Genomic DNA, 16,882 nt, shown 5'->3' with positions numbered 1-16,882 from the left:
ACAGACATAAAAAAGCCCTCCTGTAGAGGGCTTTTGCCTTTCTGACGCACCGTCTTTATTCAGGCAGTGCCATCAGGAATGCACGCATTTCGCTGAAATCAGCCGGCAGGTTATGCGACAGCAGCGGTAAATCCGCGCGTTCAGCCAGTTCTTTCGGCAAGCCGATATCCTGACCCAAAATCGATTCCACGCTTTCTTTGAATTTCGCCGGGTGCGCGGTACCGATAAACAGGCCGAACTCGCCCGGTTGCAGTTGATCGCGCAGCACGCGGTAAGCAATTGCGGCGTGCGGCTCAGAGATATAACCAAGGTCCGCCAGCTCGCGCATCGCGTCTTCGGTGGTGTCATCGCTGACGGCACCAAAACCGAGATCTTTCAGCTGCCAGATCTTGCGGCGGTACAACTCTTCCACGCGCGGCCAGTTGTTAGGCTGGCTGACGTCCATCGCATTCGACAGCGTCGCGACGGTTTTCTTCGGTTCCCATTCCCCGTTAGACAGGAAACGTGGCACCGTGTCGTTGGCGTTAGTTGCCGCAATAAAGCGTTTGATTGGCAGGCCCAGAGATTTCGCCAGCAAACCGGCGGTCAGATCGCCGAAGTTACCGCTTGGTACCGACACAACCAGCTGATTGCGCGCTTCCTGCGGCAATTGGGCAACGGCCTCGAAGTAATAGCAAATCTGCGCCAGCAGACGGCTGATGTTGATGGAGTTCGCCGAGTTCAGCTTCAGCGCGTGTTTCAGCTCTTCATCATCAAAGGCCTGCTTGACCAGCGCCTGACAGGCATCGAAATCGCCATCAATCGCCACGGTATGAATATTACCACCGAGCGTACAGAACAGTTTTTCCTGCAGCGGGCTGATTTTGCCGCGCGGATACAGAATAACAACGCGCACATTTTTCATGCCGTGGAAAGCATGCGCCACTGCCGCACCGGTATCCCCGGAGGTTGCGGTCAGAATGGTCACCGGCTGGTCGCCAGACACCTGAGTCAGGATCTGCGCCATGAAGCGGCCGCCGAAATCTTTAAACGCCAGCGTCGGGCCGTGGAACAGCTCCAGGCAGGCGATGTCTTCTTCCACTTTGGCGAGCGGCGCCGGGAAGGCAAACGCGTTTTTCACACGCTGATGTAACGCTTCTTCAGGGATTTCATCGCCGATGAAAGCAGAAAGAATATGGCTGCTGCGGGTGACGAAATCCAGCTCCAGCAAGCGGTCAATTTCGGTCAGTTCAAATTCAGGCAGATCCAGCGGGAAGAATAAACCCTGCTGTTTTCCTAAACCTTGTTTGACGGCCTGAGCAAAGCTGACCTGCTCGTTGTGATCCTTCAGGTTGTACAGTTTCATTTGTTATCCCAGTAAATTTTCGAGTTATCCCAATACCCGCGCGCCCGCGGTATCAAGACGACAAATATGAACAAAACCTTCGTCATTTTGCAGATAGTGCGCCTGCAACCAGTCAGCCATACGTTTCGCCGTGGCGCTGTCGTTACACACTGCAAACAGCGTCGGGCCGGAACCGGAAATCCCGCAGGCCAGCGCACCGATTTCTTCCGCGGCGGTGCGAGCTTCCGCAAAGCCCGGCAGCAGACGAGTGCGATACGGTTCAGCAATCACGTCTTTCATCAGCTTCGCCGCCAGCGCGGGTTGCTGGGTATGGCAGGCGTGAATAAAGCCCGCCAGATAACGGCCATGGCTGATGCAATCCTGGCGGCGATACTGTGCCGGTAAGATTGCCCGCGCTTCCGCCGTTGAAACTTTAATCCCCGGATACGCCATCACCCACAGCCAGTCGTCAAAACTCGGCACGTTCTGGCTGATGATATCCAGCTCTTCCAGCATCAGCTGAATGCCGCCCAGATAGCACGGCGCGACGTTGTCAAAATGTACGCTGCCGGAAATACGCCCTTCCAGCTCTCCCATTAGCGACAGCATCTGGTTTTCACTCAACGGCTTGCCGCAGAATTCATTCATCGCCATCAGACCGGCAACCACCGAGCATGCACTGGAACCCAGACCGGATCCGATCGGCATGTTTTTTTCCAGCGTCATCGCCACCGGCACTTCCTTGCCGATTTCCTGACAGAAACGCTGCCAGCACTGATAGACAATGTTGTCTTCCATGCGGTCTGGCAGTTTGGAGACAAACTTGCCTTCACTTTTCAGGCTAAATTCTGTGGCAGCTTCAACCGACACACAGTCGCCGAGCAGCGTACCGTCCACCGGAGAAACTGCCGCGCCCAGCACGTCGAAACCGACGCTGACGTTCCCAATTGAAGCCGGGGCATACACCTTAACCATATTAAACTCCTAACTTCCATGACAGCGTTCGCAAAAGATCGGCAAACACACCTGCTGCCGTCACATCATTACCGGCACCGTAACCACGCAGAACCAGCGGCAACGGCTGATAATAGCGACTATAAAACGCCAGCGCATTCTCACCATTTTTTACTTTATAAAGCGGGTCATTACCATCGACGGCATCGATTTTCACTTTGCAACGCCCCTCTTCGATAGCACCGACATAACGCAGTACCTTACCCTCTGCGGTAGCCTCGGCCACGCGCTTGGCGAATTGTGCATCCAGTTCCGGCAGACGCGCCACAAATTCATTCACGTTGCCTTCTGCATTGAAGGACGACGGTAAAACAGATTCCACCTCGATATCCGTCAGCTCCAGATTGTATCCGGCTTCACGCGCCAGAATCAGCAGCTTACGGGCAACGTCCATACCGGAAAGATCATCACGCGGATCCGGCTCGGTATAGCCCATTTCCTTCGCCTGCAAGGTCGCCGCAGACAGCGACATGCCTTCATCCAGTTTACCGAAGATGAACGATAACGAACCGGAAAGGATGCCGGAGAATCGCAGCAGTTCGTCACCGGCGTTCAGCAGGTTTTGCAGGTTTTCGATCACCGGCAAACCCGCACCGACGTTGGTGTCGTACAGGAATTTACGGCGCGAACCATCCGCTGCTTTGCGCAACTGGTGGTAATAATTCATCGATGAGGTGTTGGCTTTTTTGTTCGGCGTAACAACGTGGAAACCGTCTGTCAGGAAATCGGCATACTGATCGGCCACTTCCTGGCTGGACGTGCAGTCGACGATCACCGGATTGAGCAGATGATATTCTTTGACCAGACGGATCAGGCGCCCCAGATTCAGCGGCTCTTTCGCCGCGGCCAGCTCCTGCTGCCAGCTGTCGAGCGCGATGCCGTGAACGTTGGTCAGCAATGCGCGGGAATTGGCGATACCGCAAACGCGCAGATCGATATGTTTGGTTTTCAGCCATGCCTGCTGACGGCGGATCTGTTCGATCAACGCGCCGCCTACACCGCCGACGCCGATCAGGAACACTTCGATCACCTGATCGGTGTTAAACAGCATCTGGTGGCTGACACGCACGCCGGTAGTCGCATCATCGTTATTTACGACAACAGAAATTGAACGCTCAGAAGAACCCTGGGCAATCGCCACAATATTGATGTTGGCACGCGCCAGCGCAGAGAAGAATTTCGCCGAGATCCCGCGCAGCGTCCGCATGCCGTCGCCGACCACGGAAATCACCGCCAGTTTTTCCATCACGTCGAGCGGCTCAAGCAGGCCGTCTTTCAGTTCAAGATAGAATTCGTCTTCCAGCGCCTTACGCGCGCGTTCCAGCTCATTTTGCGGCACACAGAAACTGATGCTGTATTCAGACGAAGACTGAGTGATCAGCACAACGGAAATACCCGAACGGGACATCACCGCAAAAACGCGCGCCGCCATGCCGATCATCCCTTTCATACCCGGCCCGGACACGTTGATCATCGCCATGTTGTTCAGGTTGGTAATGCCTTTCACCGGCGTGTTATCGCCAAGGCTTTCACTGCCAATCAGGGTACCCGGCGCCTGCGGGTTAGTGGTGTTTTTGATGAGACAAGGGATCTGGAACTGAGCAATAGGCAGGATGGTACGCGGATGAAGCACTTTCGCACCAAAGTACGACAGCTCCATCGCTTCCTGATACGACATCGATTTCAGCAGGCGGGCATCGGGCACAATGCGCGGGTCACAGGTATAGACGCCGTCAACATCGGTCCAGATTTCGCAGCAGTCAGCGCGTAAACACGCTGCCAGCACGGCGGCGGAATAGTCAGAACCGTTGCGCCCCAGCACCACCAGTTCGCCTTTGTCGTTACCGGCGGTGAAACCGGCCATCAGCACAATGTGGTCAGCGGGAATGGCACTTGCCGCAATGCGACGGGTGGATTCATTGATATCTACGGTGGATTCAAGGTAATGGCCTTGCGCGAGCAACTTCTCAACCGGATTGATCACGGTGACGCCAAAGCCTTTGGCAATAAATACGGCTTCCATGATGGCGATAGAGAGTTTTTCGCCACGACAGATGATTGATGCGTTGACGCTGTCCGGGCACTGGCCCAGCAGGGTGATGCCGTGCAGCAACTGTTTGAGCTGAGCGAATTCCTGATCCACATAGGCTTTCACTTTTGCCAGATCAAAGCCCGGTTGTGCGTCCGCCAGACCCGAGATCAGCTGTCCGAAAATGCTTTCTGCATCACTCATGATGGTATGAATGTCCTGTCCTGCGACAGTTCGCTCAATCATGGCGACCAGATAGTTGGTAATTTTGGCAGGTGCAGATAATACCGTTGCGACCTGTCCCTGACGCGCATTGCTTTCCATAATGTCCGCAACCCGCAAGAAGCGTTCTGCGTTTGCTACCGAGGTCCCGCCAAATTTCAACACTCGCATTTCTGATTCTCTCCTGAAGCTCGTCGTTTTAAAGTGTTAAAAAAAAAGCCCGCACTGGTTAGGTGCGGGCTTTTTTCTTTTTTCCTGTACGCGTCAGCCCGCCCCGTTACCTGTGGTATCGGTGGTGGTAATAATTGTTGTGTTCAGGCTGATGATTCGCATTTTTATCTTCTGTCTGTCTTAGAGTTTTTACGCTGTCTGCCTCTATTAGCTAAAGCATAAGGCACAACAAGTCAAATTTTTTCTGGTTTTACGCTGACGGTCACGGCTGTAACAAAATGAACAATCCGCTGCACGTAAAGTAAATTCCAGTTCAAATAGCAGGGTTATTCAGTTTATCCGGAATATTGCACTACCGTAAAGAATAAACCCCTCACATCATTGGTTCAGCTTTTTTTCGATGTCATGCAGCAAAGTGTGCAGCATTGCAGCATCCCGCTGCTGCAAAAGTCCGAGGCGCTGATGCACCCAGTCGGCCAGTTTTTGATCATCTTCAGCCCCGACGTTTTCCAGTAATCGGCCCACCCGCGAACGCAAGGCAGACAACTGCCCTGCCTCGGCATTTTCCGCACGTGCAGCGGCAACCTGGTTGAGTGACGACAGCTGGTAACAGAAAACCATCACCGCCTGCCCGAGATTCAGAGACGGATAATCAGCCACCATCGGTACGCCGGTGAGGATGTCGGCGAGCTCAAGCTCTTCATTCGTCAGGCCTGAATCTTCACGCCCAAACACCAGCGCCGCATGGTTCACCCACTGACTTTTTTCTTCCAGCTGCGTCAGCAACTCCGGCGGCGTGCAGTAATAGTGGAAGCGCGCACGGCTGCGGGCAGTGGTCGCCACCGTAAAATCGATATCGGCCAGTGCTTCCGCCAGCGTGGTGAAATGCAGGGCATTTTGCAGGATCTCCTGCGAACCATGCGCCACCCAGCCCGCTTCCGGTTTCAGATGCGCTTCGCTGTCGACAATACGCAAGGATGCGAAGCCCATGGTTTTCATGGCTCGTGCCGCCGCCCCGACATTTTCAGGGCGCGCAGGTGAAACCAAAATAATATGAAGTTGCATGTCGTACCTTCGCAAAGAGTGGGAGAGATAATGTCGGGTGTGGTTCAGCGATGAATTTTTGCCCTGCGCCAGACCTTATTCAATGCTTATATTATTCACAAGAACTTAACAGCCGACGGAATATATTCATCCATTTTATCGGAAAACCGAAGCTGACAGTAAAAAAAGGTGCTGGCGCGGTTAAGCAAACTTTATTAAAATTTAAATCATTATTTTTCATAAGGATATATAATACTCACTCATCCATTTTTTGCATTTATCTCGGTCAACTTAATGAATTGCTGAATCGTGTACAATAAAGGACGAAATGTGACTCAAGCGTGCATTCTTATAAGTGTTTTTCACGTTTCTGTTACCGTGCTACAATTGAACTTGATATATGTCAACAAACCGTAGTTTTGTTGGGTGGTAATTTCGGCACTCGCTGTTATATTGCTGTTAATAGGGTTAGGATATGCGCCGCTTTAGGACCACGTGGAACTGCAGAAAGTGGAATCCCTGACCGAGCTTGCGATGTTGTTGCCGTTGATGGAAATTGCATCGAGAACGCGTTTACGTACTTTAGTCATGTAACGAGTGAGATGGCCAGTAAGCCGTCGAAATTCATCGGGATAACAAGGACTTCTGTACTCCTATTTTCTATTTGTTGGCAATCTTAGGTAGCAATCATGCAGACCCCACATATTCTGATCGTCGAAGACGAGTTAGTGACACGTAATACGTTAAAGAGCATTTTTGAAGCAGAAGGCTACATGGTACATGAAGCCAATGATGGCGCAGAAATGCACCACATCCTGTCCGAAAATGACATCAATCTGGTTATCATGGACATCAACTTGCCGGGCAAAAATGGCCTGCTGCTGGCACGCGAACTGCGTGAACAAGCCAGCGTTGCACTGATGTTCCTGACCGGCCGCGACAATGAAGTTGATAAAATTCTGGGTCTTGAAATCGGCGCTGATGATTACATCACCAAGCCGTTCAACCCACGTGAGCTGACCATCCGCGCTCGCAACCTGCTTTCCCGCACGATGAACCTGGGTACTGCCGGTGAAGAACGTCGTCTGGTAGAAAGCTACAAATTTAACGGCTGGGAATTAGACATCAACAGCCGTTCACTGATCAGCCCTCAGGGTGAGCAGTACAAGTTACCGCGCAGTGAATTCCGCGCCATGCTGCACTTCTGTGAAAACCCGGGCAAGATCCAAACCCGTGGCGATTTGCTGAAGAAAATGACTGGCCGTGAGCTGAAACCTCATGACCGTACGGTAGACGTGACTATCCGTCGCATCCGTAAGCATTTCGAAGCGACGCCTGACACACCAGAAATCATCGCCACCATTCACGGCGAAGGCTACCGTTTCTGCGGTGATCTGGAAGACTGATCCCCGGCCCGCATACAGAAGGTTGCCAACCGTTCTGTTGCCACAGGTATCAAACGTAAAAGGCCAGCGAAAGCTGGCCTTTTCTATAGCAGGATGACACCCAGATTTACGGTGCCGGATGCCCCCAGGGAATGATCGGCACGGCGCTCAGCGCATTTTTCGGCGAACCATCAACGACTTTATCGGAGTAGCTCAGATAAATAAGGGCGTTGCGTTTCTCATCGTAGAACCGAACCACCTGAAGCTTTTTAAACACCAGTGATGTGCGTTTCTGAAAAACAACTTCCCCCTTGTCTTTCGCTTGTTTAATTTTGTCACTCAGTTCAATCGGCCCGACCTGCTGACAGGAAATCGCAGCATCAGAAGTATCTTCCGCCAGACCCAGCCCGCCCTTAATACCGCCGGTTTTTGCACGGCTGATATAACAGGTTACATTTTTAATATCAGGATCATCAAAGGCCTCGACCACGATCTTGTGATCCGGACCGAACAGTTTAAAGACCGTATCCACCGACCCCACCTGCTCTGCATGCGCAGCACCAGAACAAAAAACAAACATCCCAAAAACAAAAATCCAACACTTTTTCATTAAGTTACTCCACGTCATAAGCATGACGTTGTTTTCTATAGAAACCCCATTCAGAAAGCGTTTATTCACACTTTCAGAGTGAAATACTCTGTAACACCCGCAAATAGCACAGATAGCCAAAAAATTCTTAAGAAGTCTTATCTCGAAAAAGTTGCTATTATGCCGACCATCATTCTGTGCATTTATCTTAGCTCAACGAGGACGATCTATGGATCAAGCAGGAATCATTCGTGACCTTCTTAGCTGGTTAGAAACCCATTTAGACCAGCCTTTGTCACTCGACAATGTCGCAGCCAAGGCTGGCTATTCCAAGTGGCACCTGCAGCGCATGTTTAAAGATGTCACCAATAACGCTATTGGCGCATACATACGCGCACGTCGTCTCTCTAAAGCGGCCGTCGCACTTCGTCTCACCAGCCGCCCGATTTTAGATATCGCCCTGCAATACCGTTTTGACTCTCAACAAACGTTTACCCGGGCCTTTAAAAAACAGTTTGCCCAGACGCCTGCGCTGTATCGCCGTGCTGAAGACTGGCATTCGTTCGGCATTTGTCCGCCGATCCGTCTCGGTGCTTTCATTCTGCCGCAGCCTGAGTATATCTCACTGCCGGAACAACACCTGATTGGGATGACGCAGAGTTACGCCTGTACGCTGGAGCAAATTACCACGTACCGTAACGAGATGCGCCGTCACTTCTGGCGCCAGTACATCGGTGAAGCGAAAACCCTGCCGCCAGTCCTCTACGGTCTGCACCATTCGCGTCCAAGTCAGGAAAAGGATGATGAGCAGGAAGTCATGTACACCACGGCGCTGGAACCGAATCATTTGCCGGAAAACGTTGAAGGTCAGCCGATTGTGTTACAGGAAGGGGAATATGCCATGTTCCACTACAGTGGCACGCCTGAGCATTTGCAGGAATTCATTCTGACCTTGTACAGCACCTGTCTGCCGACCCTGAAACTGACGCGCAGAAAGGGACAGGACATCGAACGCTTCTACACCAACGGCCGGGCGCCGGGTACGACGCCGACCGAAATAGAATGTGATTACCTGATCCCAATCCGCCGCTAACGCCTCTGGCGTTAGCGTTGTAATTCGTCCAAAGCGGGCTGATCCAGATGTGAGATATCGCCCGCTGTTTCCACTATCCAGCCACTCGCCAGCCAGGCGCTTTCCTGATGATCGACTCGCGACAGCGAGCAGTTACGCAACCGCAGACGACGCTCAGCATAAGCAGGCAACCCCAGGATCGTACTGATCAGACTGCCCAGCGCAATTCCGTGGCTGACCAGCAGAGGCTTGCTGCCCGCAGGCAGATCCAGACAGCTGTCGAGCGCGGCGCGCATCCGGGTTGCCAGTTCGGTCATGGTTTCGCCTTGCGGAATACGCCCTTCCGGCGAACCGTCCACCATCTGCTTACGCCAGATTTCTTCCTGTTCCGTCAGACCATCGAGAATACGCTCTTCGAGTACGCCCATGTGTAACTCCCGCAGGCGCGGTTCGTTGATCACTTCACAGCCACAGGCATCAGCGATAATCTGTGCGGTGTGACGGGTACGCCCCAAATCACTGGTGATAACGTGAGTGATGCCTTCATTGCGCACACGCTCCGCCACCTGACGGGCCTGAAAAAGACCTTTTTCCGTCAGCGGGCTGTCTGACTGCCCCTGAATACGGCGCGCTGCGTTCCATTCTGTTTCGCCATGACGGACGAGATATACCTGTAACATGAGTGTTTTCCGTTATACTGCGTGAAATTTGCTAAAGGATGCTAAAACTCTATGTACCATGTTGTCGCTGCAACCACTAACCCGGCAAAGATCAAAGCTATCGCCATGGCTTTTGAAGATATTTTCGGCGCTGAGGCATTCCGCATCGAAGGTGTTGACGTCGACAGTGGTGTGCCCAATCAGCCCATCGGCAGCAATGAAACCCGCACCGGAGCGCGTCATCGCGTGATCGGCGCACGTCAGGTTCGCCCGGAAGCTGACTTCTGGGTCGGCGTGGAAGCCGGTATCGAAGACAATATGACGTTCGCCTGGATGGTGATTGAGAACATGCACCAGCGCGGTGAATCCCGCTCAGCCAGCCTGATGTTACCTGAAATCATTTTACAGGGAATCAACCAGGGCAGTGAACTGGGGGATGAGATGGAAAAACTGACGGGTATCGCAGAAGTGAAACGCAAAGGCGGTGCCATTGGCGTGTTTACAGCAGGGAAACTGACCCGCACCAGTGTTTACCATCAGGCGCTGGTACTGGCCTTAGCGCCCTTCCATAATGCGGTTTATCAGATAAGATCGCTGACACATTAAATTTATGATCAAAACGGACGCATCAGTCGTCCGTTTTGTCTGCCGAAGATCCCTCCGTCAACAGTTGCTCTCCCAGCCATGCCTTCAGCGGTGCCGGCGCGTTCTTCAGGCCGTTGGAACCGCGCGTAATCGTGGCGATCCCCGCACCTAACTGACTCTTCAGCTCCCGCTGGCTCATCTCCCCGCGCATCAGCTCCTGAATAATCCGCACCCGCGTGCCGAGCGCCGCACGTTCGTCGGGCGTCAGCAGCAGTTGCAAGAGATCCTGATGCAGATTTTCAGCAAAAGATTGCTGTAGCAGTGCCAGAAAGCACTGCCAGTCCTCATTGCCTTGTTGGGAAAGAGCAGGGTCATTGAGCGGTCGTTGAGTCATGTTTGGCTGCCATACTATTGAACTAGTACAGCAGTTTAACATAGACAACCGGCGATCAGTAACGCCTCTGCCATTCGGCATCCGTCAATATTTTGGCGGGTTGATGTAAAAAATAGCGATAAAACGCATCATATGCCAACACATTTTTAACATATCGGCGTGTTTCAGAGAACGGGATGCTTTCGACAAAGGCGACAGAATCGACCCTGCCCGCACTGTTGCCAAGCCAGGTATTCACACGCGAAGGCCCGGCGTTGTAAGCGGCGCTGGCAAGAATACGGTTGCGGCCAAACATCTGATAGACGTATTCCAGATAGCTGGTACCGATAGTGATATTCATCTGCGGATCCAGCAACTGCGCCGGATTGCTGTAACCCTGCAAACTGAACATATCCACCGTGTGCTGCGCGGTGGCAGGCATGACCTGCATCAGACCCGCCGCGCCAACCGGCGAACGGGCTTTAGGATTCCACGCACTTTCCTGACGGGCAATCGCCATCGCATAACTTTGCGTGATGCCTTTATCATTGGTCGCACGGCGGAATTCATCCGGCCAGGCAAGCGGGAAACGTTCTTCCAGATAATCCCACAGCTTGCCGGTGATGGTCGCCTGCACGCTCAGATCCGGCCATTTTTGTTCGAAAGCATAACGTGCCAGCGCCGACTGCTGAGATTCACTGCGGCTGCTCACCAGATAGCTCCACTCGGTGCGCGCCAGATTATCCATCTGCCAGTACATCAGCTCGCGAACGCGCGCCACTTCCGGCAATTTGCCAATGCTGGCATCCGGTCTGGCGGCAACGGAAATCTGCATCGGATACGCGACATTCAGCTTCTGAGCCGCGGCCATCGGATAGAAACCACGCCCTTTCATCAAGGTGCGCAGCATCGCCTCGCCCTGCGTTTTCTGCCCTTTGTCGATCATCACTGAAGCACGCCAGTACTGCCATTCGTCTTCTTGCAGCGCGTCCTGCGGCAAACGTTCCAGCCACTGGCTTAAACCCTGACGGTCACCGGCGGCCAGCGCCATACGGATGCGACGTTCCACCAGCGTGGTGGAATGGCTGCGCAGAATCACGTTATCGCGCCATGCCGCCTGTTCAGAGGTGACATCGCTGCCCATGTAGCGCCAGGCGACAGCCTCTTCCAGTTCAAGACGATCGCTGTCGCTCATCTTCTGCAACCGTGCCAGCACCGGGATCATCGAGCGCGCATTTTCTGAATCATCGCGCGCAATGCGGGCGAACGTAATGCTGGTCGCGTTACGGGTGAAATCGGTCGGCCCTACGCTGCGTGCAAAGCTTTCAATGGTGTTGGGATTGTTTTGCAGCGCCAGCAGCGCATCGCGCATGGTCTGATAATCCGGTGGCAACTGTTTCGCCAGGAAGTTAACCAGGTTGGTATTCCCGGCTTTCATCGCCAGACCGATACGCTGCAATGTGGTCAGCGCGGTTTGATTCCCGGCGCCCTGCCACACGTTGAACAGTTTATCGCAGGTATTCGGCAATGAAGTGCCGGTCAGCCAGATGTCTTTGGCGCCGTCGAAAGCCGTTTTCTGATCGCCGGTCGCCCATTTTGCATAATAGTAGTTACAGCGGGCAGCGACGGGCTTTGGTGGCTGCGGGCTGAAAGAAAGCAGACTGTTCCAGTCCTGACGGCGCGCCAGCTCGTTGACGAAACGAGAAGGCAACGAGCGCGCAGGCGGTAATGTCGGGTTCGCTTTCACAAAAGCGTTGATCTGGGCAGGCGTCGCCTCGCCAAGATCCTGCGTCAGCTGACGGTATTCGAGGTAGGGATAAAGCGGATAATCTTCCAGCGTTGGCATCAGTTGACTGACGACATCCATCTGGTTGCTGTCCCATGCCTGTTTAATCTGCATGTAATGCTGACGCTGTGCGTCGAGGGAATCTGCTTTCGCCACGCCCGAAACCGTCACCAGCAACATGCTCATTGCCAGCGAGTGCCATCTGTCCACCTTGACCATACTTACCTTTATCCTCGCGGGTTGTGTTTCTTGCTGCGCAGACTGCACAGGAATTGCCCTGCAGACGCTCTGAAATTCTTGCCGGAACCGTTATGCGTTATTCAGACCTCGACTACGCTAATCGATTCATTTTTAAAATTGAAGTAATGCCGCCGCGACATCACAAACTTTACACAGTGTGGTGCAAGCAGTGCGCGGTTACCAGACGTGGCCGGACGTTTTTACTTCACGCCTTTACTTTATGCGAGGTAATACCCGCATTATTATTGAGTGAATAACAATATTCTTAGGATTATTCACCATAATAGATAGCTTCCTTACTATCACATAAATAATAAGCCCATAACAAAGCTGATATATATTTACGCTAATTTACATTGATATTTGATTCCTAAACGATTACTAAATGAAAATGCATTAATACGGATAATCTTAAAATTTATATTTCCTTGTTTTTAATGAAAAAAACTATTAAAAGCGAACGTAACAAAGTATTTCTTAACTCAGATCAAAAACCTTCAATACGATTAAATTATCATCTCACTCATATTGTAAAAGCGGTCTTAATATTCTCCGCCATTACATCGGTGAATTAATTAATCAGCGACACTCCTTTACTCGCTTACGGAAAACATTATGAACCATTCATCTAGTGCAGTAAAAACGAATGCCAGCCCTTCTTCTTCAGCACCGCCAGATAACAAAACCTGGTATCAGCTGAGCGGTAAAGAAGCCATGTTACGTCTGGGTACCGGCGAAAATGGTCTGAGCCAGCCGGATGCGACCGAACGTCTGAAAGAATACGGGCCAAATGCATTACCTGAAAAACAAACCAAAAGCGCGCTGATGCGTTTTCTGGCGCACTTCAATGATGTTCTGATTTATATCCTGCTGGCAGCTGCGGTGGTGACCGGCGCAATGGGCCACTGGGTCGATACCTTTGTGATCCTCGGCGTGGCAGTAGTCAACGCGATGATTGGCTTTTTGCAGGAAAACAGCGCAGAGAAGTCACTGAAAAGTATTCAGAATATGCTCTCAAGCCAGGCCGTCGTGCTGCGCGACGGACAGGTGCAAACCATCAATGCCGACCAGCTTGTGCCCGGTGATATCGTGCAACTGCGTCCCGGCGACAAAATTCCGGCTGACCTGCGCATTATCAGCGCCCATAACCTGCAGGTCGAAGAAGCGATCCTCACCGGTGAATCCACCGTTGTGACCAAAAATGCCCATGTGATCGATGGCGAAGTGATGATTGGCGATCGCCACAATCTGCTGTTCTCCGGCACGATGATCAGCGGCGGTACTGCGTCCGGTGTGGTTTATGCCACCGGTAAAGACACCGAACTCGGCCACATCAATCAGATGATGTCGGCGATTAAGCCGCAGCGTACGCCGCTGTTGCAGCAAATCGACAAACTGGGCAAAGGCATTTTCGCCCTGATTTTACTGATGATGGCGTTCCTGTTCGTCTTCGCTTTCATCCTGCGTGATATGCCACTCGGCGAGCTGCTGTTGTCGCTGATTAGCCTGGCTGTCGCCTCGGTGCCGGAAGGTTTACCGGCCATTATCTCGATTATTCTCTCCCTGGGCGTTCAGTCGATGGCGCGTAATCACGCCATTATCCGTAAGCTGCCGACTGTCGAAACCCTGGGTTCCATGACCGTGATCTGCTCGGATAAAACCGGCACGCTGACCATGAATGAAATGACCGTCAAGGCCGTGATCCTGGCAGACCGGGTCTATAACGTCGAAGGCGAAAGCTACCAGCCGAAAGGCCGCATCGTTGACGCGCAAACGCACAAACAGGTCGATGTGATCAACACGCCGGTGCTCAATACCTTCATCACCGCCGTGGATCTGTGTAACGACAGCCAGCTGATGCAGGACGAAAAAGGCCACTGGGGCATCACCGGCGGACCCACGTCCGGCGCCCTGAAAGTGCTGGCAGCCAAATCGAATCTGAACACCGGCAAGGTCGAGCCACTGGATAAAATTCCGTTCGATTCCAAGCACAAATACATGTCTACCCTGCAACGCATTGACGGCAAAACGCAGCTGTTCCTGACCGGCGCACCGGATGTTCTGTTCTCGCTGGCTAAATTTGAGCTGACTGAAAACGGCATTACGCCTTTCCGCCGCGCATACTGGGAAGAAGAAATGGCGCGCTATGCCCGTCAGGGTCTGCGCATGGTCGCAGCGGCGTTTAAAGATGAGCCAGAGATCAACGGCGATTTGGATCATGATGATTTGCAGGACGGTCTGATCTTCGCCGGTATTGCCGGGATGATGGATCCACCGCGTCCCGAAGCGATTGACGCCATTGCTCAGTGCCAGCAGGCCGGGATCCGCGTGAAAATGATCACCGGTGACCACCAGGAAACGGCGATGGCTATCGGTAAAATGTTAGGCATCGGTAACAGCGGCGACTCCATCACCGGCTACCAGCTGGAGCACATGGATGACACCGAACTGGCGATTGCCGCCAGTCAGTACGATATTTTCGCCCGAACCAGCCCTGAGCATAAGCTGCGTCTGGTAAAAGCGTTACAGGATACCGGTGAAGTGGTGGGCATGACCGGCGATGGCGTGAACGATGCGCCCGCGCTGAAACAAGCCGACGTCGGCATCGCGATGGGCATCAAAGGGACAGAAGTCACCAAAGAAGCGGCAGACATGGTGCTTACCGATGACAACTTTGCGACGATTGCCAGTGCGGTGAAAGAAGGACGTCGGGTATACGACAACCTCAAGAAAACCATTCTGTTTATTTTACCGACTAACCTCGCGCAGGGGCTGCTGATCATCCTGGCGATTCTGGCTGGCGCGGTCATTCCGCTCACCCCGGTGCAGATCTTATGGATGAACATGGCCACCTCGACCACGCTCTCTTTCGGTCTGGCCTTCGAGCCCGCGGAGAAAGGCATGATGCGTCGCGCACCGCGCGCACCGGGTCAGCACGTTCTCGACCTGTACTCTGTCTGGCGTATCGCGTTCGTGGGGATTCTGATCGCCTGCAGCGCCTTTATCCTCGAAGCCTGGATGCAGCCGCGTGGCTACAGCAGCGATCTTATCCGCACCGTGCTGTTGCAAACGCTGGTCACCGCGCAGTGGGTGTACATGTTTAACTGCCGCGTCATGGACCGTTTCCCGCTGACCCGCGAAGTGTTCGTCAACAAAGGTCTGTGGATTGTCTCCGGCGTATTACTGGTGTTGCAGCTGGCGCTGATTTACCTGCCGGTGATGAACAACCTGTTCGGCACCGTGCCAATGCCACTGAAATTCTGGGGAATTACGCTGGTGGTCGGTGCGATGATCTTCATTATCGTCGAAATCGAAAAATGGCTGGTTAACCGCTACATCCGCAAAAAAGTCTGACCTTAATGCAACCTGCCGGGCTATATTCTGTAGCCCGGTTTTTTTGTCATAAAAGTAACATATTCAAATAATTCAGCCTCACCGGCGCTCATTTCGTCTCAAATTTCACACAAAACATCCCAAAGCCCGTACAACTGATTTACATCAACCCGCCCCCGACTTATTACTCTGCCCAAGGGTATTCCCGGCGCACAGCCATTTCAGCTTCCCCGCTCACCGGCGATTTTCAGGACACTACCCGATAGATCCTCAGCAGTTTCATAAAAACGAGCTCTTTCTGCGCAAGCAGAACCACATGGAGCCAAAAATAGGTAACTCACGATGTCATCGCTCATTGTAGATAAGTGCTTTTACACACAGCTGGCATTGCAGTCACTTTTGCAACTCAACGGACAACATCAGAGAGACATTCTTTCGCTAAAGGACATTACTGAGCTGCAAACTGCCTGCAAGTCTCTGACACCTGAAATCATCTTTGTAAATGAAGACTGCTTTATGTCGGATGTGCAGGCGGGCCTGGCGTTAAAAGCCGTGATCAACGCCCATCCCGGCACGCTGTTTTTTGTGTTTATTTCCAAAGATAACCTGAATTATCAGAACTATGTCCCGATCCGCCACAACGTCATCATTGTGTCGAAATCCATCCGCACGACCACTATCTATCAGCTTATCGCTCATAACCTGCAAATCTCACGGGCGATAGAAATCGGGGTTCCGTTAGATCTCACTCCGGTCAGCCTGAGCCGCACCGAGTTCAGCATTCTGAAAATGTGGATGTCAGGGCTGGATACGCTGAACATTTCACAGCATCTGAATATCAAACAAAAAACCGTCGCATCGCACAAAGGCAATATTAAGCGCAAGGTCAAAACACACAACAAACAGGCGATTTATCATGTGGTTAAACTCACGGATATTCTGACTTCCGGTATGTTTGTTGGCCGCCCTCACCCTCTGCGCCCCGCCAGTGAATCCGGAGAAATCGCCCTGACTGCCGGTTAAATACTGACTGCCTGACACTGCGCCAGCAACATT

General features: G+C 52.5%; 14 protein-coding genes and 1 other annotated feature. Of the genes, 5 read left to right on the top strand and 9 right to left on the bottom strand.

All coding sequences use genetic code 11. The features are described from left to right. Positions 1–55: 55 nt before the first annotated feature. The 5 genes from thrC to ABSH60_RS12700 all read right to left on the bottom strand — a co-directional run bounded on the left by thrC (position 56) and on the right by ABSH60_RS12700 (position 5,825). A complete protein-coding gene (gene thrC / locus ABSH60_RS12720; protein WP_122094230.1) occupies positions 56–1,345 on the bottom strand; it encodes a threonine synthase in 1,290 nt (429 codons plus the stop codon). A 24-nt stretch (positions 1,346–1,369) separates the two neighbouring features. Continuing rightward, on the bottom strand, positions 1,370–2,299 hold the full coding sequence (gene thrB, locus ABSH60_RS12715; RefSeq protein ID WP_056776750.1) for a homoserine kinase: 930 nt from the start codon (positions 2,297–2,299) through the stop codon (positions 1,370–1,372). 1 nt (position 2,300) lies between these two features. Continuing rightward, positions 2,301–4,760, bottom strand: a complete 2,460-nt coding sequence (gene thrA / locus ABSH60_RS12710; protein WP_390974224.1) for a bifunctional aspartate kinase/homoserine dehydrogenase I — start codon at positions 4,758–4,760, stop codon at positions 2,301–2,303. Positions 4,761–4,798: 38 nt separating this feature from the next. After that, positions 4,799–4,915 (bottom strand) — a sequence feature (Thr leader region). Beyond that, positions 4,854–4,922, bottom strand: a complete 69-nt coding sequence (thrL, locus tag ABSH60_RS12705; RefSeq protein WP_071823645.1) for a thr operon leader peptide — start codon at positions 4,920–4,922, stop codon at positions 4,854–4,856. It overlaps the preceding feature by 62 nt. 216 nt (positions 4,923–5,138) lie before the next feature. Further along, a complete protein-coding gene (locus tag ABSH60_RS12700) occupies positions 5,139–5,825 on the bottom strand; it encodes a tRNA/rRNA methyltransferase (protein ID WP_056776742.1) in 687 nt (228 codons plus the stop codon). A 668-nt stretch (positions 5,826–6,493) separates the two neighbouring features. Between ABSH60_RS12700 and arcA the strand changes: the two genes are divergently transcribed. After that, positions 6,494–7,210: a two-component system response regulator ArcA gene (gene arcA / locus ABSH60_RS12695; RefSeq protein ID WP_056776736.1), complete on the top strand. Its 717-nt coding sequence runs from the start codon at positions 6,494–6,496 to the stop codon at positions 7,208–7,210. Between the two features lie 106 nt (positions 7,211–7,316). On the opposite strand, the gene creA is transcribed toward arcA, so the two are convergent. Further along, complete coding sequence (gene creA / locus ABSH60_RS12690) at positions 7,317–7,799, bottom strand: protein CreA (protein ID WP_056776733.1); 483 nt, start codon at positions 7,797–7,799, stop codon at positions 7,317–7,319. Between the two features lie 208 nt (positions 7,800–8,007). On the opposite strand from creA, the gene robA reads away from it, so the two are divergent. Then, entirely contained in the window at positions 8,008–8,871 is an 864-nt protein-coding gene (robA, locus tag ABSH60_RS12685; protein ID WP_056776728.1) for an MDR efflux pump AcrAB transcriptional activator RobA, read from the top strand. 11 nt (positions 8,872–8,882) lie between these two features. Here the strand turns inward: robA and gpmB are convergent, their stop codons facing one another. Then, complete coding sequence (gene gpmB, locus ABSH60_RS12680; RefSeq protein WP_056776725.1) at positions 8,883–9,530, bottom strand: 2,3-diphosphoglycerate-dependent phosphoglycerate mutase GpmB; 648 nt, start codon at positions 9,528–9,530, stop codon at positions 8,883–8,885. Positions 9,531–9,581: 51 nt separating this feature from the next. Between gpmB and yjjX the strand changes: the two genes are divergently transcribed. Continuing rightward, positions 9,582–10,115 (top strand): inosine/xanthosine triphosphatase, encoded by a 534-nt coding sequence (yjjX, locus tag ABSH60_RS12675; RefSeq protein ID WP_056776720.1) that lies wholly within the window; start codon positions 9,582–9,584, stop codon positions 10,113–10,115. A gap of 22 nt (positions 10,116–10,137) precedes the next feature. Here yjjX and trpR read toward each other — a convergent pair whose 3' ends face one another. Next, positions 10,138–10,488, bottom strand: coding sequence for a trp operon repressor (trpR, locus tag ABSH60_RS12670; RefSeq protein ID WP_056776717.1), 351 nt, complete (start codon positions 10,486–10,488; stop codon positions 10,138–10,140). Positions 10,489–10,543: 55 nt separating this feature from the next. Beyond that, positions 10,544–12,472, bottom strand: coding sequence for a murein transglycosylase (sltY, locus tag ABSH60_RS12665; RefSeq protein WP_056776714.1), 1,929 nt, complete (start codon positions 12,470–12,472; stop codon positions 10,544–10,546). 636 nt (positions 12,473–13,108) lie between these two features. Here sltY and ABSH60_RS12660 point away from each other — a divergent pair. Both ABSH60_RS12660 and rcsA read left to right on the top strand, forming a co-directional pair. Beyond that, positions 13,109–15,847, top strand: a complete 2,739-nt coding sequence (locus ABSH60_RS12660; protein WP_390974220.1) for an HAD-IC family P-type ATPase — start codon at positions 13,109–13,111, stop codon at positions 15,845–15,847. Positions 15,848–16,168: 321 nt separating this feature from the next. After that, a complete protein-coding gene (gene rcsA, locus ABSH60_RS12655; RefSeq protein WP_390974218.1) occupies positions 16,169–16,849 on the top strand; it encodes a transcriptional regulator RcsA in 681 nt (226 codons plus the stop codon). Positions 16,850–16,882: the final 33 nt, after the last annotated feature.

This window comes from Rahnella sp. R3(2024), from assembly GCF_042920125.1.
Taxonomy (GTDB): Bacteria; Pseudomonadota; Gammaproteobacteria; order Enterobacterales; family Enterobacteriaceae; genus Rahnella; species Rahnella rivi.
This window is presented reverse-complemented; position numbering and strand designations above follow the sequence as displayed.